At 37.7% G+C, this 25,699-nt stretch carries 22 protein-coding genes; 2 read left to right on the top strand and 20 right to left on the bottom strand.

Translation table 11 applies throughout. The features are described 5' to 3' along the window. Positions 1 to 55: 55 nt before the first annotated feature. The 11 genes from OTK00_RS01755 to OTK00_RS01705 all read right to left on the bottom strand — a co-directional run bounded on the left by OTK00_RS01755 (position 56) and on the right by OTK00_RS01705 (position 13,836). The gene (locus OTK00_RS01755) at positions 56 to 409 is read right to left on the bottom strand and encodes a hypothetical protein (protein ID WP_045170486.1); all 354 of its coding nucleotides are present in this window, start codon (positions 407 to 409) and stop codon (positions 56 to 58) included. Next, positions 406 to 1,215, bottom strand: coding sequence for a response regulator (locus OTK00_RS01750; protein WP_268760816.1), 810 nt, complete (start codon positions 1,213 to 1,215; stop codon positions 406 to 408). The genes OTK00_RS01755 and OTK00_RS01750 overlap by 4 nt, the downstream gene beginning before the upstream one ends. A 116-nt stretch (positions 1,216 to 1,331) precedes the next feature. Beyond that, on the bottom strand, positions 1,332 to 2,744 hold the full coding sequence (locus OTK00_RS01745; RefSeq protein ID WP_045170487.1) for a S41 family peptidase: 1,413 nt from the start codon (positions 2,742 to 2,744) through the stop codon (positions 1,332 to 1,334). A gap of 44 nt (positions 2,745 to 2,788) precedes the next feature. After that, the gene (locus OTK00_RS01740) at positions 2,789 to 4,207 is read right to left on the bottom strand and encodes an S-layer homology domain-containing protein (RefSeq protein WP_108721001.1); all 1,419 of its coding nucleotides are present in this window, start codon (positions 4,205 to 4,207) and stop codon (positions 2,789 to 2,791) included. Between the two features lie 66 nt (positions 4,208 to 4,273). Continuing rightward, positions 4,274 to 7,270 (bottom strand): S-layer homology domain-containing protein, encoded by a 2,997-nt coding sequence (locus OTK00_RS01735; RefSeq protein ID WP_268760847.1) that lies wholly within the window; start codon positions 7,268 to 7,270, stop codon positions 4,274 to 4,276. A gap of 47 nt (positions 7,271 to 7,317) precedes the next feature. Further along, positions 7,318 to 8,319, bottom strand: coding sequence for a tRNA dihydrouridine synthase DusB (gene dusB, locus OTK00_RS01730; protein WP_045170490.1), 1,002 nt, complete (start codon positions 8,317 to 8,319; stop codon positions 7,318 to 7,320). Between the two features lie 26 nt (positions 8,320 to 8,345). After that, a complete protein-coding gene (gene hepT / locus OTK00_RS01725; protein ID WP_045170491.1) occupies positions 8,346 to 8,762 on the bottom strand; it encodes a type VII toxin-antitoxin system HepT family RNase toxin in 417 nt (138 codons plus the stop codon). After that, a complete protein-coding gene (gene mntA, locus OTK00_RS01720; protein WP_045170492.1) occupies positions 8,752 to 9,162 on the bottom strand; it encodes a type VII toxin-antitoxin system MntA family adenylyltransferase antitoxin in 411 nt (136 codons plus the stop codon). Before mntA ends, hepT begins: the two co-directional genes overlap by 11 nt. Positions 9,163 to 9,259: 97 nt before the next feature. Then, on the bottom strand, positions 9,260 to 9,958 hold the full coding sequence (locus OTK00_RS01715; RefSeq protein WP_045170493.1) for a TraX family protein: 699 nt from the start codon (positions 9,956 to 9,958) through the stop codon (positions 9,260 to 9,262). 76 nt (positions 9,959 to 10,034) lie between these two features. After that, on the bottom strand, positions 10,035 to 11,252 hold the full coding sequence (locus tag OTK00_RS01710; protein ID WP_045170494.1) for an RNA-guided endonuclease InsQ/TnpB family protein: 1,218 nt from the start codon (positions 11,250 to 11,252) through the stop codon (positions 10,035 to 10,037). A gap of 271 nt (positions 11,253 to 11,523) precedes the next feature. Next, entirely contained in the window at positions 11,524 to 13,836 is a 2,313-nt protein-coding gene (locus tag OTK00_RS01705; protein ID WP_045170495.1) for a glycoside hydrolase family 3 N-terminal domain-containing protein, read from the bottom strand. Between the two features lie 346 nt (positions 13,837 to 14,182). On the opposite strand from OTK00_RS01705, the gene OTK00_RS01700 reads away from it, so the two are divergent. Then, positions 14,183 to 14,338, top strand: a complete 156-nt coding sequence (locus OTK00_RS01700; RefSeq protein WP_268760815.1) for a hypothetical protein — start codon at positions 14,183 to 14,185, stop codon at positions 14,336 to 14,338. A gap of 42 nt (positions 14,339 to 14,380) precedes the next feature. On the opposite strand, the gene OTK00_RS01695 is transcribed toward OTK00_RS01700, so the two are convergent. The 9 genes from OTK00_RS01695 to OTK00_RS01655 all read right to left on the bottom strand — a co-directional run bounded on the left by OTK00_RS01695 (position 14,381) and on the right by OTK00_RS01655 (position 23,868). Then, positions 14,381 to 15,016 (bottom strand): response regulator transcription factor, encoded by a 636-nt coding sequence (locus OTK00_RS01695; protein WP_045170496.1) that lies wholly within the window; start codon positions 15,014 to 15,016, stop codon positions 14,381 to 14,383. Between the two features lie 4 nt (positions 15,017 to 15,020). Then, entirely contained in the window at positions 15,021 to 15,788 is a 768-nt protein-coding gene (locus tag OTK00_RS01690; protein ID WP_268760814.1) for a sensor histidine kinase, read from the bottom strand. A 392-nt stretch (positions 15,789 to 16,180) separates the two neighbouring features. Next, positions 16,181 to 17,296, bottom strand: coding sequence for an ABC transporter permease (locus tag OTK00_RS01685; RefSeq protein ID WP_045170497.1), 1,116 nt, complete (start codon positions 17,294 to 17,296; stop codon positions 16,181 to 16,183). Next, positions 17,284 to 18,447: an ABC transporter permease gene (locus OTK00_RS01680; protein WP_045170498.1), complete on the bottom strand. Its 1,164-nt coding sequence runs from the start codon at positions 18,445 to 18,447 to the stop codon at positions 17,284 to 17,286. Before OTK00_RS01680 ends, OTK00_RS01685 begins: the two co-directional genes overlap by 13 nt. Positions 18,448 to 18,449: 2 nt before the next feature. Beyond that, positions 18,450 to 19,397 carry an ABC transporter ATP-binding protein gene (locus OTK00_RS01675; protein WP_045170499.1) on the bottom strand — a complete coding sequence of 316 codons (948 nt, stop codon included), beginning with the start codon at positions 19,395 to 19,397 and terminating at the stop codon, positions 18,450 to 18,452. Positions 19,398 to 19,555: 158 nt separating this feature from the next. Further along, positions 19,556 to 21,121 (bottom strand): L-lactate permease, encoded by a 1,566-nt coding sequence (locus OTK00_RS01670; RefSeq protein WP_045170500.1) that lies wholly within the window; start codon positions 21,119 to 21,121, stop codon positions 19,556 to 19,558. Between the two features lie 231 nt (positions 21,122 to 21,352). Next, positions 21,353 to 22,108, bottom strand: a complete 756-nt coding sequence (locus OTK00_RS01665; protein ID WP_045170501.1) for a GltB/FmdC/FwdC-like GXGXG domain-containing protein — start codon at positions 22,106 to 22,108, stop codon at positions 21,353 to 21,355. A 1-nt stretch (position 22,109) separates the two neighbouring features. Further along, positions 22,110 to 23,378 carry an NAD(P)/FAD-dependent oxidoreductase gene (locus OTK00_RS01660; RefSeq protein WP_045170502.1) on the bottom strand — a complete coding sequence of 423 codons (1,269 nt, stop codon included), beginning with the start codon at positions 23,376 to 23,378 and terminating at the stop codon, positions 22,110 to 22,112. Positions 23,379 to 23,400: 22 nt separating this feature from the next. Then, entirely contained in the window at positions 23,401 to 23,868 is a 468-nt protein-coding gene (locus OTK00_RS01655) for a 4Fe-4S dicluster domain-containing protein (protein ID WP_045170503.1), read from the bottom strand. Positions 23,869 to 24,376: 508 nt separating this feature from the next. Between OTK00_RS01655 and OTK00_RS01650 the strand changes: the two genes are divergently transcribed. Beyond that, positions 24,377 to 25,621 (top strand): IS110 family RNA-guided transposase, encoded by a 1,245-nt coding sequence (locus OTK00_RS01650; protein ID WP_045168741.1) that lies wholly within the window; start codon positions 24,377 to 24,379, stop codon positions 25,619 to 25,621. Positions 25,622 to 25,699: the final 78 nt, after the last annotated feature.

Raw genomic sequence — 25,699 nt, 5'->3', positions numbered from 1 at the left:
AATCGCAATTTATCTCCATCTTACAGAAGATGGAGACTTCTTGCAAAATGTATGTTCAAGCTTTTAAGCTGCCTTCGCCTGTCATTTTTACGGCATCTATCAGTGCCTCAGTATAGCCAATCTTTTCTAATTCTCTGTGCAGTTTCTCTTTTTCTTCACCGGCTATCCACCCAAAATACTGGTATATAACATCTGTTAAAATATCAAAGTTCTGAAAAATTTTAGGTTCAGCTGATTTACCGACAAGTATACTCAGGATTTCATTTTTGTACCTATCCACAAGCAATGCTTCTTTTTTTTCTTTTAAATTGTTAAAAAATTTGTACAAAATCAATCCTGCAGAAAGTAAAAGTAATATCACAACCAGTACTGCAACCGTCAGAATTACAAAACTAATCTCTCCTATCAATTTATATCACTCCAGATATTTAATAACTCCTTTAAAATAACAAATCTTTTGTCATTGCTAATCACCTTGAAAATCAAAAGATTTAATGTGCCATTTTCAGGAATTTCAATGACAGTATACTGTTTTTTTAGATAGCCAATATCATTGAGCCTGTTCAAAATCTCTGCAATTTCTGACCTGTCAAATCCATTGTTATAAAATACCTCGGGTTCACTTTTTAACTTCAGTGCGCAAAACTGATACGAGACAAAATAGCCACTCAAAAACTTATCAAGCAGTTCGGGAACAATCTCATAATTTTTATAAGTTATAATATTCTTCAAAAATTCCAAAAGATTCAACACTTCATTTATATGCAGATATTCATCCTGCGTTTTTAAAAGAGAGTTTGTAAGTAGGTAAACCTCTTTTGCTGCAAAAGGTTTTTGAATAATACCAACAGCTCCAAGTTCATAAGCCTTTTGCCTTGTGGTTCTGTGAGTATTGTCTGTCAGAATAATAAACGGTATAAATGCTTTCAAAGAACTCTGCTTTACAGTGCGCAAAACTTCAAAACCATTGATTTTTGGTAAATCAACATCCATGATGACCAGGTGAACCTCGTTTGTTCCAATAATATCTAGTGCTTCTTGCCCATCCTGTGCCTGATAAAATATGTATTTATATGTCATATTCAAAGAGTTTTCAAACTGATTTATAATCACTTTTCTGATATACTCATTTTCTGAGGCAACAAGAATCTTTTTTACAATCATCAAACTCTCTTCTCCTTTATCGTTTTTACAAAAAACCTCCTTATACATCATACTTACCACTTGCCCCCGCAGGTGTAACATTTATTTAAACAAAAAAAAAGGACCTTTCCATATAAATACTATACAGAAAAGTCCTTTTTTGTATTATTTTAAAATTCTCTCTGGAACTATCTTCCTTCTTTAAAATACCTAACAGCCCTTTGAAGCTGCTTGTCTACATATTTTGATTTCAAAAATTCTGCAAACCTTTCATTGATCTTTTTCTGTGTGGTTATATCAAGAACACCGTATGGGTAGAGCTTATTGTCTTTCTGAAATTTCTTTACAGCATTTACCGTTTCATCATCCATTCTACCCGTCCAGTTTTTCAAATATCCAAGGTAGTAAAGCCTTTGCTGAGCAGCAAGCACCTCCAAATCCATATCGCCTTTTTTGAATTTTTTCGTCGCACTCAGGCTCAAAATTTTGTCAGGTCCAAACTGCGCAAGCGAGTCATCCTGCACCTCAATATCGGGTATAACACCTTTGCCATCTACATAGTAGCCAGATGGCGATTTGTATTTAGCAACAGTCACCTTTGCCATATATCCTTTTTTGGTGTCTGTCTCGGGAAGATAAATCATTGTCTGTACAGTTCCTTTTCCATATGTCTTTGTGCCAATTACAACTCCCACTTTGGTGTCTTTAATAGCCTGTGCAAATATCTCTGATGCAGAGGCACTTGATTCATTTGTGAGCACCGCAAGCCTGTACTTTGGATTTTTATTATCAGATTTATATTCATCTTTGAATGTATTGTATTCAATAGTAACAATTGGTCCTTCCGGTACAAAGAACTTGCACATCTTGACAACTTCATCCAAAAGTCCACCCCGATTGTTACGAATGTCAAATATAATATTCTTTATTCCTTTTTTGTCAAACTCGCTAAGCACTTTTTTGACCTCATCGGAGCAACCCTGTGTAAACTGCGTAAGCTTAATATAACCTATGTTGTTCTCTAACACCTTGTATTCAACAACAGGAATTTTGATTTTTCGACGAACAATAGAAAATCTGTAAGTTTTGCCATCTCTTAAAATGTCTATAACAACAGTTGTGCCTTCCTGACCTCTTATAAGTTTTACAGCATCGTCTGTTGTCTTACCAACAAGGCTTTTGCCATCTGCTGCAATAATTTTATCACCCACTTTAAGTCCTGCCTCTTTCGCAGGCGTGCCGTCAAACACACCGGTTATTACGATATAGTCATCCTGCTTTTCTATCTGAACACCTATCCCCGAAAACTCACCATTGACACTCTCAGTAAAATCTTTTGCCTGCTGAGGTTTCATGTACTCAGAGTACTTGTCAAGGCTTTTGAAAAGCCCCGCAAACATCATGTCTATCAGGTCATCATAGCTGTATTTACCAATGTGGTAATCTTTTGCAACCTGCAGAACCTTTTTGATATATTCCATCTGCTGGTCTGTTGGATAGTCATTTGAGATTATAAAAAACTGGGAATAAACAGGCACCGAAATCAACAGAGAAAGAACAATCACAATGGCAATAACTTTGAACTTTTTGTTTCTATTCATAATTTTCTACCTCCACTACCGATTCTCTGTTATTTTAATAGATTTTACTCATGAAAACCACTCATATTAAGATACTGCTGGGCAAGACCATCTCTCAAATAGTTTATAAGATTGAAAACTATATTGGCAGCAGTGCCTTTTGTAAGCTTCTGACCTGGCATAAAATTGTTCTCGCTACTCCCCACCATGATTCTGGTATCTTTGAGAATCTGGACCGCATCCTTTGCCCATATGGGAATGCTGCTATCGTCCAGATAATCTGTCTGGGTAATCGGTGAGGTTATCTTCTTGTCAAACCCCAAAGCTTTGGCAATTATAACTGCCGCCTCAGCACGAGTAATATAATCCTCCGGTTTGAAATAGTCTGCTGACTTTCCTCTCATAAGCCCTGTTTTTGTGGCTGCGTATATGTAGCCATAATACCTGTGGTTCAGAGGAACATCTTTGTAGATTGACTTTTTCTGCACACTTCGCGGGTTGTAATAATTGCTGTAGATGTTCAAAGTATCAAGCAAAAGCTTTGAAAACTGCGCCCTTGTTATATATTCGGTTGGAACAAAGTCATCTTTGCTGTCAAACCCATTGAAAGCAAAGCATGTATTTATCGCCTCTTCATATTCATACCCTTTAATCCTGGGAAGACTTGGAATAACAGCCATCTTGATAATTGGTGACTTTTCCACATTCTTTTGAACCCTGCCATTATTTCTTCTGGTCAGCACTTCACCGTTTCTGGTAAATAGAGGCATGTCATAGGTTATATCAAGATTGCCCTCAACCTTTGATTTTAAAACATACGCTCCGGTTATGCTTGAAGGCGTGGTATTTTCTTTAAACTCAACAAGAGTTTTCTGCACAAGCGCAATATTTTGATTTACCACCCCGAACCACGAAGGTGTTTCAACCGTCTGTTTAACTTTTTGAAACTCCCCGCTTCCCCAGAAGCCATCATAGCCATAGTTCTCGCCTTCAATTGTAACCTTTAAGCCACCATCATAAACCTTTACAAGATTCCATTCGCCCTGATAAAAATTAACAGCAGGGTTGGTGTCCACCGCTGTTGCTTTTGAAAATGAGTAATTCTGAAGGTTGTATACTGTGCCGTTGACTGTCAGTGTCTCTTTGTAGCCACTCAAAGTATACTCCTTTGTTATACTACCATTTGGAAGTTTTGTCAAGCTCCCTTTGATACTGACAGTTCTTTTTACCACAATCCTGCCGCTTGAGTCTTTTAAATCATATGTATATGAGATTGTCTCTGCATTGGCAGCAGTTTTAATCTTTGCATCAAGTGTACCCGAAAGCAAAACCGGCTGACCTGTTATAAACGAGTACTCATAATAATCTATCTTTGTCTTTTTCGGGTCAGCCTCTTTATATGAAGATATTCCGCCTTCGTACCCCAGGTACCCCTCTTCGGCGTATGTGACTTGAAAAATTAGAAAAAGCAAAAATAAAGCCATCAAACCCGAACACTTTTTAATCAAACGCTATGCCCCCTTCAAAAAAGCACTTTTGAAGAATCTACTTTAATAGTTCACAATCACAACCGAGGGTTTTAAAGTAGCCTTGTTCAAATCAAAATCGCTTTGAGAAACAAGCAGTATCACCTCATCGCCATATTGCGGCAAAACCTGTGCAATCTCACCGGATGCATCTATCAAAACCGCACCTGACAGGTCCAGAACAGGATTTGTGGTTATTTTATTCCATGTCTTTGTAATCATGTCATGATACTGGGGATTTACAAGCTGCCCATTTTTGCCAACCGTCCCAACCACTATATATCCACCAAAGCTTGCATCTATAATGGTCTTTGCGTATTTTCCATCATGGACAATATACACGCTTTTGTTAAGAAGTCCTGGGATATCCTTTGGGCTGTTCAGCCCATAGACATCACAGAAAACTGTCTGTGTATCATATGAGAACACAACAGGTGTTGACACAAACTGCCATCCATTTTGTTTGTCAAGGTACACATAGTTTTTAAGTTTTATATATTCAAGATCTGAGATCTCAAGAACTTCTCCCCTTACAATGATTGGCTTTGAGACTGCTTCCCTGTACTTTGCAACAATCAGATTTTTACCATCTGTCACAGCTATTATCTCATCCCCGCTCTTCAAAGAGGCATTTGATAAAAGCCCATTTGAAACAATGCAGGAGTTCTGGTTTAGATTGTACCACTCACCCTGAAGAAAAACAGCATCAGCGCTTTTCCCTGTAATCTCACCATATACTGCAGAATATGCCCCTTTTGAGAGCGCAAAAATCATACCAGGCACTTCCTGTGAAAACCTGTCTTTTGTAATCACCACCGCCGAAAAGTTTTGCAAAGAAAAATTGCCACTCTGTCTTTTCCCATCCACCACAAACACCGCATCAGATGGAATTTTAAACCTTCGGTAATCATACAGCTTTTCAAATTTGTTGTTTCTCAGGATTGAGACATCCGATAAATACAGATCTCCACCAATAATTGATACCTTAGCAAGATAGATATTTTTCACATACTCATTTGTCGAAATTTCAATCTTCTTAATATTGGCAGACATCCCGAAAAACGACCCTGTAACCTTTACAAACTGACCCGGAGAAAGGTCCTTCAATCCTGCCTTTCTACCATCTTTTACAACCTCAACATCATCCCCCAGATCATAAGGACCATACACCCTGCCATCAATATTGAGATATATCTTCTGCGGCACCCCGGTCAATGGATCTTTTTTAAGATTCTCAATTTTAGCAATCTTTGTTTGACTGTTGGTTCTTGCTGTTATGGATCTTATAAAATCACCGTTAAAATAGAGATACACTATATCGCCCTGTGAAAGATCATTTAAAGAAGCTGCTCTGCCATCCTTTATCACTTTAAGCCCAAGTTTTTTTGAAAACCTGTAACTTTTTTTCACACCGTCCTGATTGTATATCTCCACATAACTTAAGTTTGCATCAATCTCATAAAGTATACCGTAAGCCACATCTTCTGCCCTCTCATCAAAGGTAGTGCTAATATACTGTGCATAGCCACAATACTGCCCAACCAGAACCTTCATACCCTGATAAAAGTCATTTCTGGAAAGGACACGCGTAAAGTCTCCTCTGTCAATGTAGACTGTATCGGGTGACAGTAAAAATGACACGGGTTTCCCATTTGTGTTTAAAATAATCCTGTCATTTGATATAAGAGAAATGGTCCCTTGCACCCGGTTTATATCCTGGTCCTGGTAGGACAGAATAATCAAGCTATCAAGCCTTTCCTTTTTAAAAGTAGCCTCAACCATATTCCCTGCCGACAAATCTGAAAGTTTTACCATTTTTTGTAATCTTGTATCATAAATTGTGGCTTTTGGTGATACCTGAAGATTATAAATCTTACCGTCCGAAAGTTTTATTTGAATGGTGTTCTTTTTGGAATCAATTTTTGTAATTACTCCTTTTGCTGAAACTGTGCCGGCTTTTGATAAAACCTCAGCCAGCACCACCTGGTTTTTATTGTTTACATAAAGCTCAACATAATCGCCCTGCTGCAACAAAGAGGCCAAAGCTGCTTTCTGGTCGGTTATTACAACAAAGTCCTGTTTGGGTGGGAAAAGCAGTATACTGATGTCATCCCCGGAGTCATTTTCGCAGGTTATAACCATTTTATCAGGATATCTTTGAATACCATTTATCTCAGCAGCCTCTTTTTTAAGACCGTTTGCTTTTAGAATATAGTCTTTAAGATTGTATAAAATGAAGCCTATCTCCTCATAAGTTATGTAATCGTCAGGGTGAAGATACCCATCAGACCTTCCAACAATAGCTCCATTTTTAAGTAGAGTATTTATTGAAGAAAGAAATTTGCTATCAATTTTATCATAGTCAGGATAAAGCCTTGCTAAATTTTCATAGCTCTGGGGTATTCTGAATGTCAGAACAACCCAGCGACAGACTTCCTGTCTTGTTGCAGGAGCCGACCTTACAAACACAAGGTCATCATATGAATATGGTCTTCCTTCATAAACAGCTTTTGAAACAATTTCATTGTTCTTTTTAATAAGGTCTTCTGTCATTTTCTGGTGTTCTTTAAAGCCCGGCTGAACCTGTGCCATTGCGTCCTGATACTCTTTTTTAGAGATTATTTTCAGGTCATATGCAAGCTGTATGTAGCCCAGATAAAGGTAATTGTATGGCTTTACAAGCTTTGACCCGGATGGTCTTTTCTGCTCCAGCTTTTCTGCTCTCACAAAAGCATCCTGCTGCCTGCCTGCAGAGTTTAAGATTATAGAAAGCGCCTCTTCTTTTGTGAGAATATCTGAAGGTTTAATGACCGCTTTATTTGTCGAACTAAAAAATCCAAGTGCAGACAGAAACAAAAGCGACTTTTTGGAAACAGGATTTTGAGGAAGCTCAACACAAGCGGTGTTTTTGAGCATCCTGTTATAATCAGAATTTGCTGTATATTCTGCATAAGCCTTCACTTTTGCGGGCGTTAAGATATTCAAAATACATACCAGGGCTATCAAAAAAGCTATTTTCACCTTTTTCAAGTCAGCCACCCTCTTATTTTTGTCAGTTAAAAAGATTTTTAAAAAATTTCTGCTTCAATATTGTTATCGAGCATCTTTGCCTTTTGCTCAAGCTCAATGCTGAGATTTTCAAGATAACCAATCAAATCCTCTGCCCTGCTGATTCTGTTAATTCTATCCCTTATTTTTGCTGCATTCTCAATCCCTTTTACAAAAAAACCAAGATGCTTTCTTGCTTCAAGCACCGCCATCTTTTCACCTTTTTCAGCACAAAGATCTTTAAAAAATTCAATTGCAACTTTGATTTTCTGGTGTGGTAATACCATTGTTGTAATCTGCCCATTTTCAAACCCTTCTTTTATCTGAAGAAACACCCAGGGGTTGCCAAGAGCTGCTCTTCCTATCATGATACCATCAGCTCCTGTCATTTCATATGCCCTTTTTGCCGACTCAAAATCTACTATATCGCCATTTGCTACAACAGGAATCCTGAGCCTTTCTTTTACCTTTCCTATTATTTCCCAGTCAGCCTTCCCTGAATACATCTGAGAACGCGTTCTGCCATGAACTGTAACAAAGCTTGCCCCGCTTTCCTGCATTATATATGCAAACTCGGGTGCATTTGCATCTCCTTCATCAAATCCTTTTCGAATCTTTACAGAAACAGGCTTTCTGCTAACCTTTGCAACCTCCTGTACTATCTTTGCTGCCAGAGAAGGATTTTTCATAAGTGCGCTTCCCTCTCCGCTTTTTACAACCTTGGGAACAGGGCAGCCCATGTTTATGTCAATAAAGTCATATTCAAACTCATCCTGAATGATCTTCACTGCCTCAGCCATTGTGCTCGGGTCGCTTCCAAAAATTTGAACACCTTTTATCTTTTCATCATCAGAAAATGAAATAAGATCTTTTGTTTTCTGGCTTCCCATGGTGATTGCCTTTGCGCTCACCATCTCTGTTATGGTAACATCTGCACCAAATCTGCTACAAAGACTTCTAAATGTCTTGTATGTAAACCCGGCCATCGGTGCCAAAAAGAGTTTTCCTTTTATGTTTAGCATCTTTTTGAATTTTCAGCCCCTTTTTATCATAATCTTTTTATAAAATTTAAAACTGCATCTTTGAACTTCAAAAAATCAGTCAGGTTTTTTTCAATAATACTTTGCAATATCCTCAGATCTATTGATTGATAGTCATGAACAATAATATTTCTAAACCCCACCATTGCTTTCATTCTACTTCCTAACTTTTCATCTATGATACTATTTTTTATTAAAAACTCAAATGCTTCACGGCTATTCTGTGGAACACCCAGTTTGAATTTCGCACAAATATGCATTGCAATGTCTATTGTAGCCTCACAAGCTCTCTGGATGTTGAGCACAATAGAATCTTGCTTTGTAAAATCAAGCAAATTTTCAGGATTATTTTCATACACATCATTAATTCTTTTGAGACACCTTTCAATAATTTGTATCTTGTTTATTATCACATCATCTATCATATGAATTATTGCTCCCTTCAAAAAGGCTTTTTAATACAACCTCTCTTTCCTCATTCAAAAGTGCGTATTCTTTGTATGTTCTCATAAAAAAGTACATTTTCCTGGTTTCATCCGAACAGAAAATAACCTCACCTGTTGAAATGATCTGTGTCTTAAAAACAGCAGATGCTTTTTTCAAATCAATCAGATCAACATCCCTGTTTAAGATATTTGCAAGCTCCTGGGCTATTAAAAATCTTTCGTAATTATCAATATCAATGTCAGAAAAATATGCAATGTCAATATCACTATCTGGTCTAAAATTCTCCTTGATTATAGAACCAAATAGAATAACAAGCCATGGAGAGATCTTTTCATTCAGAAATTCTACTATAGTTTTTTTAACCTCTTCAATATTCATAACAGCCTCTGTTCTCCTTGAATTTAATAATTTATCCCCACTTAAAATCTTATCACATTTTGTCAACATTCAAAATTACAAATCTTTGAAAAACATTTTAAAATATCTTCCCTATCAAAACAAGAATCAGCATATGAACAGGATAGAACCAGTAGAAAAAGTACTTGTTAAGTTTCAGGTTGAAATCTGCTGGCAGCATTCTGATTACAATTATTAAAACCACCGATAATATTGAATAGAACTGAACAGACCAACCAATCATATGCACCTCAAACCATGTGAGGATGCAAAACAACAGCAGCTGCAAAATGGAAATGTCAAAAAACAGGTAAAAACACAAAACGGTCAGAACACCGTAAATTCCATAGTCCATTGGAACAAAATACGAAATTGCAATCGGTATAATGGTTAGGATATACCATCTTTTTTGGATAAAAAACAGGCTCAGTGCGGCAAAGAAAAATGTGGCAATTACATTTAGCTCTACAAAATCCTGTGTCATAAGAGAAAAAGGCAGCTGTGAGATGAGCGCAAAGATAAAAAGTCTTTGCAGATACTTAACTTTATTTGATGTAAATTTAAATCCGGCTGCCACCTGATATGCAAATATGGGAAATGCTATGCGCCCGATTATTCTGAAAAGGATAATATTGGGAAAATACAAATAACCAATGTGGTCAATTAGCATACAGAAAGCGGCAATCAACTTCAAAAGGTTTGATTTTGAAATGGAAAGCTTTTTTGACATTGCCATAAAAAAAGGAAGTGTATTTAAGTTTACAAGTATTTTTTCCATAAATAACTCTCCTTTCAACAGTGAACTACCATCCACCTGAAGAGGTGAAGGCTTTTGTGAGAAGTTTGGCAGCTTTTTATGCTACCCTTATTCTCACAGGATGGTTTACACACCCACTACTGATTATCTGCTTTATCGCAGACTCACCAGCTACCTTTAAAAGTATGTTTATCGCCCCATTTATATCCGCATTCAATACATTCCCACATTTCTTGCACACATACAAGCCCCTGTGCTTTCTGTTACTCTTGTCAACCACCCCACATCTGCTGCACCGCTGTGATGTGTAGCTTTCCTCTACCTCCACATACTCTATCCCATATAACCTGCACTTTGCTTCTAATTTTCTCTTAAACTTCTTGTACGGTATCCCAACAAAGTTCTGATTGTTCACCTTCCCCAGATCTATCTCCTTCTTTATCTCTTTCATATTACCCACAACAACTATTCCTATTTTATTTTCCAGACAGTGCTTAACTACAACGTTTACAGCCTGATTTAAAAAGTTCTCAACTATATGCTGTCTTTTAAGAGAAATTTGAGCAAGTTTTGAACCATATTTGATTCCCTGTTTGGAGTATACACTTTGCAGTCTTGCTTTTTCCTTGTTATACCATCGGTTGACTGATTTTAAAAACCTGCCCTCTATCAAAAAGGCAGTCCCAATGGTATCCGTAAGCGCTGCAAAGTTGTTTAACCCCAGGTCTATTGCCAAATACCTGTTTTTGTCAAGGTCATAATCCTGCTCCTTTTCCTCATACACATACTCAATCTCAAACCACTTCCCATGGTATCTTGGTATTATCCTGACTTCCTTAATCTTTTTTCCTGCAATGTTTTTTGGCAAATCAAAATATAAGTATCTTATTCCAAACTCCTTTGAAAAGTTTCTGCCAAGACTCAGTCTCACTTTCTTATCTTCTATCTTGAACTGGTCTTTTGGAAAAACTATCTGGTACATCCCATCCTTGGGCAGATACTTTGGCATTAAAACTTTCTCTTTTATCTTTCCTTCCTTTTTGGCTTTCAACAAGCTCAAAAAAGATTTAAAAGATTCATCCACCGAAATAAGAGTCTGCTGGGCAACCTGTGAGGGCAAAAGTCTGTAGTTTTCGTTGTCTTTTACAATGTGATATACATTTTCATATCGCAGATGTTCATGGGTTTGAAAATAGTGCTGTCTTACGTGATACAGAGCATAGTTGTACAGGTTTTTAGAAAAGTGACAGAGCTTTCGCAAAAGCTTGTATGTTTTCTTATCACATCTTATATGATTTTTTTGTGTCTTGTACATTTAACATCACCTTGTGAATATTATATCATATTTTATCAGCAATTCATCTCCATCTTTTAGAAGATGGAATCTTCTTGCTATGTTTTTGATAAAATGGTAGTTGATTTATATATTTCTATCTCATTTTCAAAAATCTTTGTGAAATTAAAAGGAACTTTGAAATGTTACAGAAGATCAGCATTCTTTTTATTGAACAAAACAAGAAAAAGGGGCTTTATACCTGAAATTTTAAGGCATAAAGCCCCTTTGTAATTGCTGATTGCCCGAAAATCTACTCGCAAAGCACCCTGCTGAAGTAGTGCTTGATCTTTGTTGCATCCTTCCTGCTACCTGTTATTTCAAAAGAACCTGTAAATTTAATATCTTCGGAGGATGCACCTATCATAACCTCAACAATACCCGGTGTTACAACCCTGTTCATATCATAGTCATAAAAGGCAAACAGGTCAGGATGGAGTTCAAATACAACCTTTTTCTTCTCACCCGGTTTTAGATGAACTCTTTTATAACCTTTCAGCTCTTTAACAGGTCTTGTAACAAGATATTCCTCTTTTCTTGTATAAAGTTGTACAATCTCATCTCCTTCATATTTTCCTGTGTTCTCAATTTCGACAGATACTTTTATGCTCTCATCCATACCAATCTTTTCTTTTTCAATTGAGAGATTCCTGTACTCAAAGGTTGTGTATGAAAGACCAAAGCCAAACGGTAAAAGCGGTTTTGAAGACATCTCAACATAATCCCCGTGCCAGCATGATTTGCCGCCGGATGGTTTGTGCCCATAGTAAACAGGAACCTGACCAACATCACGCGGGAAGGAAATTGCAAGTTTGCCACCCGGATTGTAATCCCCAAACAGGACATCGCATATAGCCTCTGCCCCTTCTTCGCCCGGGAACCATGCCTCAACAACAGCTTTTACATTCTCCAAAATCCAATCAAGTGCAACAGGTCTTCCATTTACCAGAACAACCACTGTGTTCGGATTCACACTGACAATCTCTTTTACTAAATCCTCCTGAACACCCGGAAGTCTTAAAGACGCTCTATCCCTTGACTCACCGGATGTGCAGTCAAGCCTGAGTCCTGCTTTGTCACCGACAACAACAATCACAACATCTGCGCCTTTGGCTGCTTTTTTAGCCTCATCAAATCCCGACCTGTCAGTTGAATTTACGTCACAACCTTTTGCATACACAACTTCGGTCAAATTGGATACCTTTTCTTTCACAGCCTCAAAGACCGATTTGATATTTATAACCTTCTTTACAAACTCATCTTCATCGCCTAAGTCCACTTCATCTTTCATAAAGAACATCTCTGTGGTTGAAATATGTGCCGGATATGAATAGTCACCCAGAAGATTTCTCACCGAGTTAGCATTTGGTCCTATTACTGCAACCTTCCTGAGGTTTTTCGAAAGCGGAAGTATATTGTCATTCTTCAGAAGCACAATTGACTCCTGTGCAACCTTTCTTGCAAGCTCTCTTTGCTGCTTGTTGTCAAAAAGCTCAACAATACCTTCTGTTTTGATATATGGATTGTCGAAAAGTCCAAGTCTGAACTTCATCTCCAGTACTCTTTTAACCGCTGCATCAACCAGCGCCATGTCAAACCTGCCTTCTTTTAAAGCTTTGATAAACTCCTCTGTAAAGCATTCTATCCTTGGAAGTTCAATGTCAAGCCCTGCCCAGAGCGAAAGTGCAGCCGCTTCTTCATAAGTCTTTACGGACCTGTGGTAGTCCAAAAGATTTTTCACACCGCTGTAGTCAGAAACAAAAATTCCATCAAAGCCCCATTCGTTCCTCGCAATGTCGGTAAGAAGTTTTCTGTTTGCGTGGCAGGGTATTCCATCAATTTCATGATAAGCCGGCATGATGGATTTCAAGCCAGCAACCTTCACAGCAACCTCAAATGGATAAAGGTATACCTCTCTCAGTTCTCTTTCGGGTATGTGCACAGGTGCCCAGTTCATGCCCCCCTCTGACATGGCATACCCAACAAAGTGCTTACCTGTTGCGATTATTCCATCTTTGATGTCATCGCCCTGAATTCCTCTTACATAGCAAACTGCCATATTGGCAACAAGGTACGGGTCTTCACCAAATGTCTCCTCAACCCTTCCCCAGCGTGCATCTCTTGCAACATCAATCAATGGTGCCAGAGCCTGATGGCTACCTGTTGCCTTCATCTGTGTTCTTATTACCTTTGCAAGCTCCTCAACAATTTCATTGTCAAATGTGCAGGCAACACCAATACTCTGCGGAAAAACAGTTGCACCTTTCGCCATAAAACCTGAACATGACTCTTCATGAATCATTGCTGGAATTCCAAGGCGTGTGTTTTCAATCAAGAATTTCTGGATTTCATTTGCTGTTTTTGCAGCATCCTCAGGCGCAAAATTGCTCGCACCTGCAACACGTGTTATCTGCCCAATTCCATGAGGGATTGTTTGTTTTGCTTTCTCCGGCGAAAATCTGTTGTCTTCCAGAACATCTTTGATAAGAACGCTTGTAAGCTGATAAACTTTTTCCTCAACAGTCATCTTCTGGAGAAGCTTGTTTACCCTTTTTTCAATAGACACCTAAAAACACCTCCAAAATTACAGGCTGTAATATTATTTTTTGTGCCGGGGGTAGAAAAAATGAAACATCTTTTGAAACCAGTTTAGAAATCGGTTTCAAGTTGGGCTAAAAATAATTTAACCATATTTACTTGTTACTTTTTTAAACTATTTTAAGTTAATTATATCAATTTCAATTCTTTTATTCAACCAAAAATTTTGACACTATATTCAGCTGGTTATGCTTATAAATGGTTTTGTTTTTGGATTAGTATAAAGTGAAAATTTAGGGTATAAAGAAATTCAGTTAGTATCACCGAATATGATATTAGAAGGAGAGTGATAAATAATGAAAGAAACAAGTGCTATGAAGGAGTTGCATAAGATTAGAGAAAAGATATATGAAGAAACAAAAGATATGACCAGAGAGGAATTTATTGAATACATCCGCAAAGAGGCTAACAAAGCAAAAGAAGAAATGAAAAGGTTAAGAGAAAATACAGCCGAAAAACAGACAAATTAGTTTTTTAAACTCAAAGGCTTAAGACTTCTTTGGATTTTTGTTTTATTCAAAAATTTTGGATTTGTAATAAAACACCGCAAGCTGGGTTCTGTTCTCCAGGTTCAATTTTTCAAGCAAAATCGATATGTAATTTCTAACCGTGCCCTCTGTCAAAAAGAGGGCTTTTGCTATATCCCTGTTTGAAAATCCCTCTGCAACAAGCTTTATAATCTCTTTTTCCCTCTCTGTTAAATCAAATTTCTCCAGACAGGTTTTACTCTCATCCTGGTTTAAAAAGCGTGGCAGGGCACTTGCAATCTCTCTGTCAAGCACAAACTTGTCCTGCAAAACCGCTCTGATTGACTCAACAAGGTGATCTGCAGAGGAGCTTTTCAATATATATCCATCAGCTCCATACGAAATAGCCCCTTTTATAAATTCATCATCCTTAAATGTTGTGAGAATTATCACCTTTGTTTCAGGAAAGTCTGCTTTTATGTTCTTTGTGCCGCTTATACCATCTTCAACCGGCATTCTTATATCCATCAAAACAACATCGGGCTTATGGCTCTGGCACATCTCATATGCCTCTTTTGCGTTTCTGGCAAGCCCCACAACTTCAAACCCCTCAAGCTCCAGAATAACTTTTAGCCCATCCAAAATCAAAACATCGTCATCCACAATCAAGACCTTTGTCATCTTTTCACTTCCCCAAAAGTTCTGATTTTGCTGCAAAAGGCACAAACACCACTATCATAAAACCATCGCTGCTGTCTATATTAATGGTCCCACCCATCTGAAGAGCTCTTGCCCTCATAGAAAAAAGCCCCATTCCTTCTTTTATATCTCCCTTTTTTGTGCCATTGTCTTTGATATAAAGCCTTGCATACCTTTCTGTCAAATCCAAATTAATTACAACTTCTGTCGCATCAGAATGTCGACATATATTTGTCAGTGCTTCCTTTACAATTGCAAGAAAGTTCTCTAAGTAATAGGAAGGAATGTTTGAAGTTTTCTTATTTATATTATAAACAACCCTGCAAAACTCAAAAGAAGATATTGTTTTCTCTATTTCATCAAGCAAAAGATTACTTTCCGGCTTTAACTCATACACAGTTTTTCGCACAAGTTCAATTGCAAAACAAAGCTTTCTGCAAAGCCCATCTATTTTCTTTAAAAGCTCATCCTTTGTGAAATTTATATCCCTGCTCTTTTCAACCATTTTATAAAGTGCATTTAGCTGAATATTCAGTGCAGATAAAGTATGCCCAAGACTGTCATGAAGGTCTCTTGCTATTCTCTCTCTTTCTTTTAAAACAGACAGCCTTTCAACTTCCTTTTGAGAACTGACAAGCCTTTGTTTTACCTCTTCCAATTGATACCGAAGTCTTCTTTCTGTATCGATCTGAATATTTGCCATTCTGCTTTTTTCGGCAAAGTTAACTTCAAATAGAAAAGAAACTCCAATCAAAAATGTAAATACAGCAAAATCAATACAATATTCCCCTGGAATAAAAAGAAAACAGAGCAGAGCAAAAAGAACAAAATAAGCTATGTTAAGGGTAATAAGAAGCTCCATTGCACATAAAGATAAAAAAGGGTAAAAAAGTGGAGAAACTTTATTAATAGCAATAAATAGCAGCAAAGTCTGAAAAGATATTATAAGAATTTTTGCATTTTTTTGACTCTTTAAAATATCCTTTAAAAGTTCAAGTGCAACAAATGTCAAAAAGAATAAAATAAATTGTTTACCTGAATTTTTTTTATAAATCTCTGACAAAACCCATAAAAAAGCAGCCATTCTTGTCCACATATCTTATTTATCCTCAAAAGACTTTTTACAACTTCTATTTTACACCAATTTTACATTCTTCCAAGAACATTTTTTGAAAATCCTTTAATACTGCTCAAAATAAAAATGGACGAGAACAAAGCTATAATTATCAAGTCAAGTTTTATATCCAAAATCCCTTTTCCTGATACTAAAATCTCTTTTAACACATTCATAACATATGTTGTGGGGACAAGCAGAGAAATCTTTTGCATAAAGGCGGGCATAATATCAAGCGGCCAGTAACATCCACCCAGCATGGGCAGAACTGTCACCACAACCGGCATCAAAACCGAAAGCTGTCTTTTGTCTTTTATAAAGGTTATAATCCCCATAGAGAGACTGACAAAAAGCAAAACACATCCAGAAACGACAATGGCAAAGTCTTTTAAATTTATCACAATGTCCTTTTTGAATACCATTTTTGCTATACCAAAATACAACCCTACCTGGAAAAGAGCAACCAGGACAACTGCAACAATTACCTGCACCACATAACTTTTTGGTTTTACAGTGGAAGTAAATATCCTGACAAGTGCCCCCTCTTCTTTGTCTTTCAATATTACAGCTGTTGAGTTTAAGCAGATAGACAGAAGTGAAAGCACAAAAAAGCCAAGTATAAACCCTATTTTATTTTTTATACCATTTTCTTCTGAACTATTGATGCTCAAATCTATGCCAACATTCGAAAACTTTTTTACTTTGTTTAAAAACTCCTCTTTTGATTTAGAATCTCTTGCAAGCTGCCAGTAAATAGAAAGGGCAGTCTCTATTCTATTTTTAATCTGAATGTAATATCCTGTTTTGGAAAATGAATGTATTCTAAGGGTAAACTTTTTGCCTTTATATATACTTTCTGTTAAATTTTTGGGCATTTCAACCACACAGTCAAGGCTGTTGAAAATAAGTTCATATCTGATTTTCCTGCTGTCAATCTTTGTTACGTTACTGAACTTTGAAAGATCCTTCTTAATTAAATCCGCCACTAAATCATTCTCTTCCATGACAATGCCAATTTGAAGCTTTTGCTGCTGACCAATTGAAAAAAAGCTTATTGCAATCAGCGTAAAAACCGGAATTAAAATAACAAAGAAAAGATTTACAGGATCTTTCAAAAGCCTTTTCAGATTCAGTTTCAAAATAGCCATCTTTTTCTCCTCCCTATAATTACTATACACGCAAGCAAAAGAAAAACTTCGGCAGCAGATAGCCAAACAAGCCCGTATTTTATATACACTGTATTTGCTTTATCATACACTGCTGTGAAAAGAAGAGTCTGGGCAATATAGTTTGGGAAAACAGATCTTAGCTTCATCAGCCACTCTGAGTCTGTGAAAAACCTAACATACCCACCAATAACAAATGTTGTGGCTGTTGCAAATGTGTAAACAAGAGCGTTTATAATCTCCATCCTCTTAACAAGGCTTCTCAGCAGGATACCCGCTGTGTAAATTAGCACCTGGTATAAAAAGATTATTAAAAGCACAAGTGGCAAATTGCTGCCCCAGTTTACATTGAAAAAGATTCTGGAAAAAAGCACAATCAGGAAACTTTGCAAATATACAAAAATAAAACCTCCTGTTGCCCTTCCCAAAAATACAGCATTCAAATTTGCAGGACTTATCATAAGTCTTACAGATGTCTTCTGGCTGCTGTCAGATTCAATAACAAACACAGCCGAAAAAATTGAATATATTACAATCATCACAAGCATGGTTATTGCATAGTAGTCAATTGCGCGGGGATACTGTCCTTTATTCAAAGCAATTGCTTCCACTTCAAATGGCAATCCTGAAATTTTCTGAGGCTGAAGATGTGCAGCTTCTCCTGATGGTGTTACAAAATATAGCTTTGAATGGTCAATAAATGTTTGCAACATTGAATTTAGAAGAGAAACCCCGGGTGACCATTCTTTTGTGGTTACTTTGAACAGGATTTCATCCTCAGAAGAAGCACTTTTGACTATCTGAATATATGCACAAATGCTTTTATTTTGAAATAGCCTTTTTGTTTCACCATCCGAGCCTGTAAATTCAACATCAAAATATCTTCTAAAATTTTCTGATTGAAGAAATTTTTCAAACCAGCTCACAACTTCGGCTGATTTATAAACCTTAAAATCAGGCTTCTGGTAAATGATCTTTGTCTTTTCTATATCATGTTTTTCAAAAAAGCCTGACAGCGCATTTCCAAGGATAAGTATAATTAAAAGCGGAAATATAAACAAAAGTACTGTTGTCTTGCGGTCTCTGATATTTTCCAGTATACCAATCCAAATTGATTTTATAAAAACATTCATTTCTACTTTTCATCTCCCTCTTCCTTAATATTATTTCCAACAATTGTTAAATACACCATTTCAAGCGTGGGCTTTTTAAACTCCATTGAAATGATTCTGGAACCTTCTGAAACTGCATTTACTATATCTTTTATGTCTGCTTCTCTTTTGCCTGCTGTAATAGTTATCTGCCTGTCCTTTGTCAAAACCTCTTTAACCCCTCTTATGCTTTTGAGTTTATCCACCACATTCCAGAAAAGCTCTTCCACCTTTATTACAATTAGATTATCCTCTGAAACCATATCCTGCAATTTTTCCTTTGTGCCACTCACTAAAACCCTTCCTCTGTTGATAATAGAAATAAAGCTGCATATTTCCTCTACTTCCTCTATATAATGTGATGTATATATAATTGTTGTTCCTTCTTTGTTCAATTTTTTTACCGAGTCAAGAATAAGCCTTCTTGAGTTCGCATCAATTCCGACTGTTGGCTCATCCATTATGAGAAGTCTGGGTTTGTGCAAAATAGAGCAGGCTATATTGAGCCTTCTTTTCATACCGCCGGACAGATTTTTTACCCTGACATTTCTCATGTCAGAGAGCATTACAAATTCAAGCGCCCAGTCAATCCTCTCTTTTAAAATATTGCCTTTTAGATTATAAAGTGAACCAAAAAATGTTAGATTCTCCTGGACAGTCAAATTTGAATAAAGTGCAATGTCCTGAGGAACAAGCCCTATCTGGCTTTTAAGGTTTGCCCGGTTTATATCCATTGCGCGGTCAAATATGGTTATTTTGCCGCTGTCATATGGCAAAAGTCCTAAGATACAGTTTATAAGCGTGGTTTTGCCTGCACCGTTTGGACCCAGAATGCCAAAAATCTCTCCCTCTTTAACAGTAAGACTCAGGTTGTCAAGTGCCAGTGTGTCTTTATATCTTTTTACCAAGTTTTCTACTTTTACCACATCCATTTTATCTACTCCTCAACATTCAAACTTTTTAAGTGTATTATAAATCCAAAAGAATCCTTTGTGCAGTGACATTTGTCATATGAAATTTGTCAAAAAAACATAAAAAAAGAGGCTACATCCATGAGGATAAGCCTCCTTCAAATGCTTAAATTAACTTTTCAGATTACATAGCCTCTGAGCAAAAAGCTTATAATCCCTGCGATAAATGCCATTATGAGTGAAATTACAAGGGTTGTTCTCAGCACCTTTGACTCTTCACCAATCGCATCAATTGCAGCTGCAGCATTCTGAAGCTTTGACGGTGAGATCCCGGAGGCAAGCCCGCCACCAAATGCAACAGCTGCCACCATCAAAAGTGGTGAAAGCCCCAGAAGTTTTGATGTCTCAATTGTATACTTTGCAAACATCGCAACTGTTGAGGTTTCTGTCCCGGTTATAAATCCACCCAGAATGCCAAGGTAAGGAGCTATGAAGGCATATGCACCTTTAAATCCTTTTGCTGAGTACTCTGCCAGGACATATACTATGTTGTGCGCCCTGTTCAAAAGATCATAGCCGGCTGCTGTTTTTTGATATCCAGAGTACATCATCACATATGCCATTAAGAAAAACACTGTCGATGACCAGAAAGTTTTTGGTATTCTTGATTTTGTCTTGTCCCAGGCATTTTTAAGTGCCTTTTTATCCATCTTAAATATGAACATAGAAATTATTGTTGAAATCAAAATCCATGTGTATGACTGCCACAAAACCCTTGTGAAAATTGGTTTTATCTTAGGACCTTTCATCACTTCAACCGGCATTGAAAACCCGGTGTAAAGAAATTCTCTGATTGGAGTTATTAAATTTGTCACAAGGATAAACAAAACCAGCAAAATCCAGGGGGATACAGCCTTTAAAATACCCATTGACTTTTCAATCTGTCTGTCTTCATCTGTAAAATGACTTGAGTCATACACCTTTTTGCCCATAAGTTTTAAAACCAGCATCATCACAACCATTATCAAAATCCCTGCAAAAATACCTGTTATAACCGGTGCTTTTACCAGAATTGCAAGCTCTGCAGCTGCATACGATGTCAGACCCACTATTATAGCAGGGATAAAACCTCTTTTGACAAACCTGCTATTGCCGATTATAAAAAGCATTGCAAGCGAGATTGTAAATGACACCACTCCAACAAATGGCAGAAAATACCTTGCCGCTGTTATCAAATCAACATTTGCAATTTGAGAAAACACAACAAGCGGTGTGCCAAGCAGCGCATATGTACAGAGCGCATCAAATCCGACTGCAGACAGGGCAATTGCAGCAAACGTCGAATACCCGAGCCCAATCAAAATGGGTGGAAGCACTGTCACTGGTATTGCACCGGTTGCTGCCAGAAATGTCCCAAAACCGACGTTTAAAATAAGCGCCTGAAATACCCTGTCATCCTTAGCAAGCCCTTTTATAAACACAATAATTCTTTTCATAGCACCGGCAGATTCCATGACATTTAGCTGCAAAATTGAAGTGACAACAACCAGAGACACAGGAAGTGCTGCCAGAAATTCCATAATGGAAGATTTTAAAACAACATCAAATGAGGTGTGAAAATAAAAGATTGCAATGATGGCAGTTGCAAGCCATCCAACAAGCCCTGCAAAGTCTGCAGTCTTTTTCATAAAGACAAGAAGCACAAGGACAAGTAAAATTGGCAAAATACTCAGTAAAAAGTCCATATCTACTTCCCTCCTACCATACTACATTATTTTATTTTTTTCAGGGTCAACACGCACTTTTGCTGTTGACCATGCTGCCAAACTGCTATCAAAAATCTGTTTTAAAGTATTTTATCATTTCAAACAAAACCCTTTCAATATCCAGAAGCAAAACCCCCCTCTTTTTGAAAAAAATAATATAAAGCGGTCAATGGTAGACTTTACCACTGACCACTTTCCAATCCCTTTAAATTAATAAGCATAAAGTTTTCCATAGGGGCGTTTGTTGTACGGAATTAGCTTGTAAAACGGCTTTGACATTATAAACTCTTTGCTGTAACCAAAGTATTTAACAAATTCTGTTACATATCTGTCAATAAACTTGTAATCCTCCTCTTCCATATCAACTATCTTAACCTCTTTCCCAAGCTGATATGTCTCGAGCTTTCCTCTCAAATACATAATTCCACCGTGCATGCCGGTGCCACAGTAAAGCCCTGTTATCTCCTCATCCTCTTTCAAGGTCAGCCCAAGAACAATAATTCTTCCACCCGCCATATACTCACCCAAAAAGTCGCCTGCCTTGCCACCAACAACAAGCACAGGTATTTTATCCATATACTCCTTCATGTGAATGCCCACTCTGTAGCCAACATCGCCTTTGATAAATATCTCGCCACCGCGCATACCATAGCCCAGAATGTCACCCGCCGAGCCGTGGACTATGATTTTCCCTGCATTCATTGTATTTCCTATACCGTCCTGACCATTGGCAAAAACCTCTATTGTAAGCCCGTTCATAAAAGCTGCCATATCATTGCCCGGGGTGCCATAGATATTGAGTTTTCTATCCGGGAATGTCAGCCCATCACCTATATAGCGCTGACCGTTTACATTTATCAAATCAATCTCTTTATACCCCTCATTCAGCGCATTTTCAATCATCTCATTTAGCTCTTTGTAATGTATGCCTTTTGCATCTATTGTAAGCTTTTGTTTTGCTCCCATTTTAAGCTTTTGCACCCCCTGAAATCTTCTCCTGTCTGAGTTCTTTTGGCAGGTCCAGATATCCAAAGTCTTCGTCAAGCAGTCTGTGCTTTATACTTTCAACATTCAAACCTTCTTTTATCATGTTTGTTATCATGCCTGCTCTGTCAATTGAGTTTATAAACATAAATCCCAAAACACGACCGTTTTTGATATAAATCTTTCTATAAGCATTCTTCTCCCTATCATGCTTTACAAGAACCTCTATATCATCCGAGTTTGGCATGACAATTCCTGCTGTTATCATGTGCACATCAAAAAACCCTATAGAATTCATTGGAAAGCCTCTGTCAAAGGTCTTTTCAACCCCTGCCATGTTATAGCCTGCTGTCTCGCCCTGATTGTACGCATTTGACCAGATAGGAATTACCCTTTGCTGCTCAAACACAAAGTCATACCCTTCTGCGCAGTCACCTGCTGCATACACATCCTCGATATTTGTCCTCATATGATCATCCACCACAATTCCACGGTTGATTTTAAGCTCTGTCCCTTTCAAAAAGTCTATGTTTGGTACAACACCTATGGCAAACACAACAATGTCACTATCCAGAACCTCACCGTTTTTTAGCCTTACCCTTTCCACCCTGTCAGCACCCATTATCTCATCAACAGATGTCTCAAGCTTAAAAACAATTCCATGCTTTTCAAGCTCTGCCTGAACTATCTTCGATGCTTCCAAATCCAGGATAGAGCCCAAAATCCTGTTGGCAAGTTCAACAACAGTAACCTCTAAACCCCTTTTGACAAGTGCTTCTGCTGCCTTGAGTCCCGAAAGACCTGCACCAATGACCACAGCCTTTTTTGCTCCACCTTTTATTGCCTCATCAATAGCTTTGACATCGTCAAACTTTATAAACGTGAACACATTTTTGAGTTCAAACCCTTTTGTCGGCGGCACAAAAGGCTTTCCACCTGTTGCGATAAGGAGCCTGTCGTACTTTATCTTGCTTTCATCATCAAGTATAACTTCTTTATTCTTAAAGTCCACCGAGATTGCTCTTTTGCCAAGCAGTGTTTCTACCTTGTGCTTTTCATAATAATCCTCATCTCTTATATACATCTTGCTTTCATCAACTTTTCCAGCAAGATAATACGAAATGAGCGGTCTTGAATATACCCTGTACCTCTCATCCGAAATCACAACAATCGGATTTTGAGTATCAACCTTTCTTATTGCCTCAATACAGCCACAGGCTGCAACAGAATTTCCTATTATAACGTATCTCATCCTGTCCCATTTCCCCCTTTTTTTACACCTCTTTGATTACAAGCGCATCGTTCGGGCAGTTTTTGACACATGCAGGCTCTCCAAGCTCTAAGCACAAATCACACTTGGATGCAGCCTTTTTGTTCTCCCCGCGCCTTACTGCCCCGTGCGGACATGCCATTATACATGACCAGCACCCCACGCACTTTTCTTCATCGCAGATGACTCTTCCATCTTCAAGCTTTTTCATAGCACCTGTGATACAAGCTTTTGTACAGGGGGCATCGTCGCAATGTCTGCACTGCAGTGCAAACGTGGTCCACTCTCCACTCTTTTCTTCAACCAAAATCCTCGGAGTTGGTTTTGTATCCTTGTGTTTGTTATAAAGTTTTACAAGCTCATGCGCTTTGGCTGTTGGTTTTTTGTACTTTGAGTGGGCATAAACGCAGTAAACCTCACATAAATGGCAGCCCACACATACCTCTTCTTTCGGGAATATCTTCTTTGCCACCTCTTTAAACCCCCTCGTATAATATGATTATCAAATCAATAAAAAATTCATATCTCAATTGGTACATTAAATTATTAGTACCAATTGATTACTGGAAATTCATTAAAATAAATTCCCATTCTTAAAACACTCACTTCTTAAAAATTGAATATTAAAATTGACTGCTACAGCTTAAATTTGCCCTTTATCTTTGGTAAACTAAAATCAGAAAAAAGTTAAGCCTGATTTTAGTTTGTTGGATATTTTTTGTCACCCCCTGCTGGACGTGCTTTGATAACTGCACGCCACAGCTTGTGAGAGACTGAACCCCAAAGGATTACATGAGTAATGTTTACTCGTTTGCTGTGCATGGTCAGTTTACCACATCTGATTTGAGCATATCAGATGTGTGCACCCTGTAAACTGCTCCGTAGCTCTAATATCGGCGAGGCTGCATTACATGTAATCCCCAGGGATAAAGGGCTTAACTCTTTTCCTAACACCACACTTTAGAAAGGAGGCTTTTAAATTGCCTAATACATTAATCGTGGGCATTGATATCAGTAGTCAGTCAAATTCTATCTTCTTCATCGATGATGCCGGTAATCACTTGATTAAAAAACCTTTTTCCTTGCCTAACAATCAAGAAGGCGCTAACGAATTAATCAAAAGAGTTATTGATTGTCTCAGCCAGTATAATCTATCCTGTATTAAGTTTGGCATGGAAGCAACTTCACATTACACATGGCATCTTCACCTTCATCTTGCTTCTTCTTCTGAACTACTACCTTACAAACCAACCTTCTACGTACTTAACCCAAGCATCGTCAAAGGATTTAAAAAAATCTACACTTTCTTGCCTAAGACAGATAATATTGACGCTATCGTTATTGCTGAATGTGTCAGGTTCAGTAAACTAAATCCAACACCTTTGCCAGATTTTAAATTTGCTGCACTGCAACGCCTTACCAGAATGCGCTACCACCTTGTTCATAATCTAACTCGCGAAAAAAACAGAGCTCTCAATCTCATATACCTTAAATTCTCTACTTATTCTCAAGAGTGCCCATTTTCAGATATCTTCGGTAAGGCATCTTGCGCTATCATCGAAAACTTTACACCTGATGATATCGCTTCTATGCCTTTAGAAGACTTAATTAAATTCGTATCCGATAACGGCAACAATAGACTCTCAGATGTTAATAAAATTGCTGAAATACTTAAAACTGCTGCTAATCGCTCCTTTAGATTACATCCTCTGTTGGCTGAGGCAAATGATTTAGCTTTGTCTATGACACTTGAAAACATTAGATTTATGCAAGAACAACTCAAAAAACTTGACAAAGAAATCTCAAAACTTCTTAAAGCTTTCTCTCAAACATTAACAACCGTTCCTGGCATAGGTGACGTTCTCGCAGCCGGCATCATCGCTGAAATCGGTGATATCAAGCGCTTCAAAAATGAAGCTGCTTTAGCTAAATACTCTGGCCTGGTTTGGACTCAATATCAGTCAGGCAATTTCAATGCCCAAGATGTCTCATTAGCTAAGTGTGGTAACCAATACCTGAGATACTATCTTGTTGAAGCTGCTAACTGTGTAAGGGTGCACACAGTACGCTACAAAGCTTTCTACAACAAGAAGTTCTCAGAGGTTACCAAACACCAGCATAAACGTGCCCTCGTCCTCACCGCAAGACGCTTAATTCCTCTGATCTTTGCAATGCTCAGCAAAGGTCAAATATATCAAGAAAGAGGTGATGTTTACAATACTTAGTTAATCTCAAATTTTTAGTTTAATAATTTTCTCTGAACAAGCTGCCAGTTAAATTTTACCATGCTGTGCGGCCAGGTA

Source organism: Caldicellulosiruptor morganii (assembly GCF_026810225.1).
GTDB classification, from domain to species: domain Bacteria; phylum Bacillota; class Thermoanaerobacteria; order Caldicellulosiruptorales; family Caldicellulosiruptoraceae; genus Caldicellulosiruptor; species Caldicellulosiruptor morganii.
This window is presented reverse-complemented; position numbering and strand designations above follow the sequence as displayed.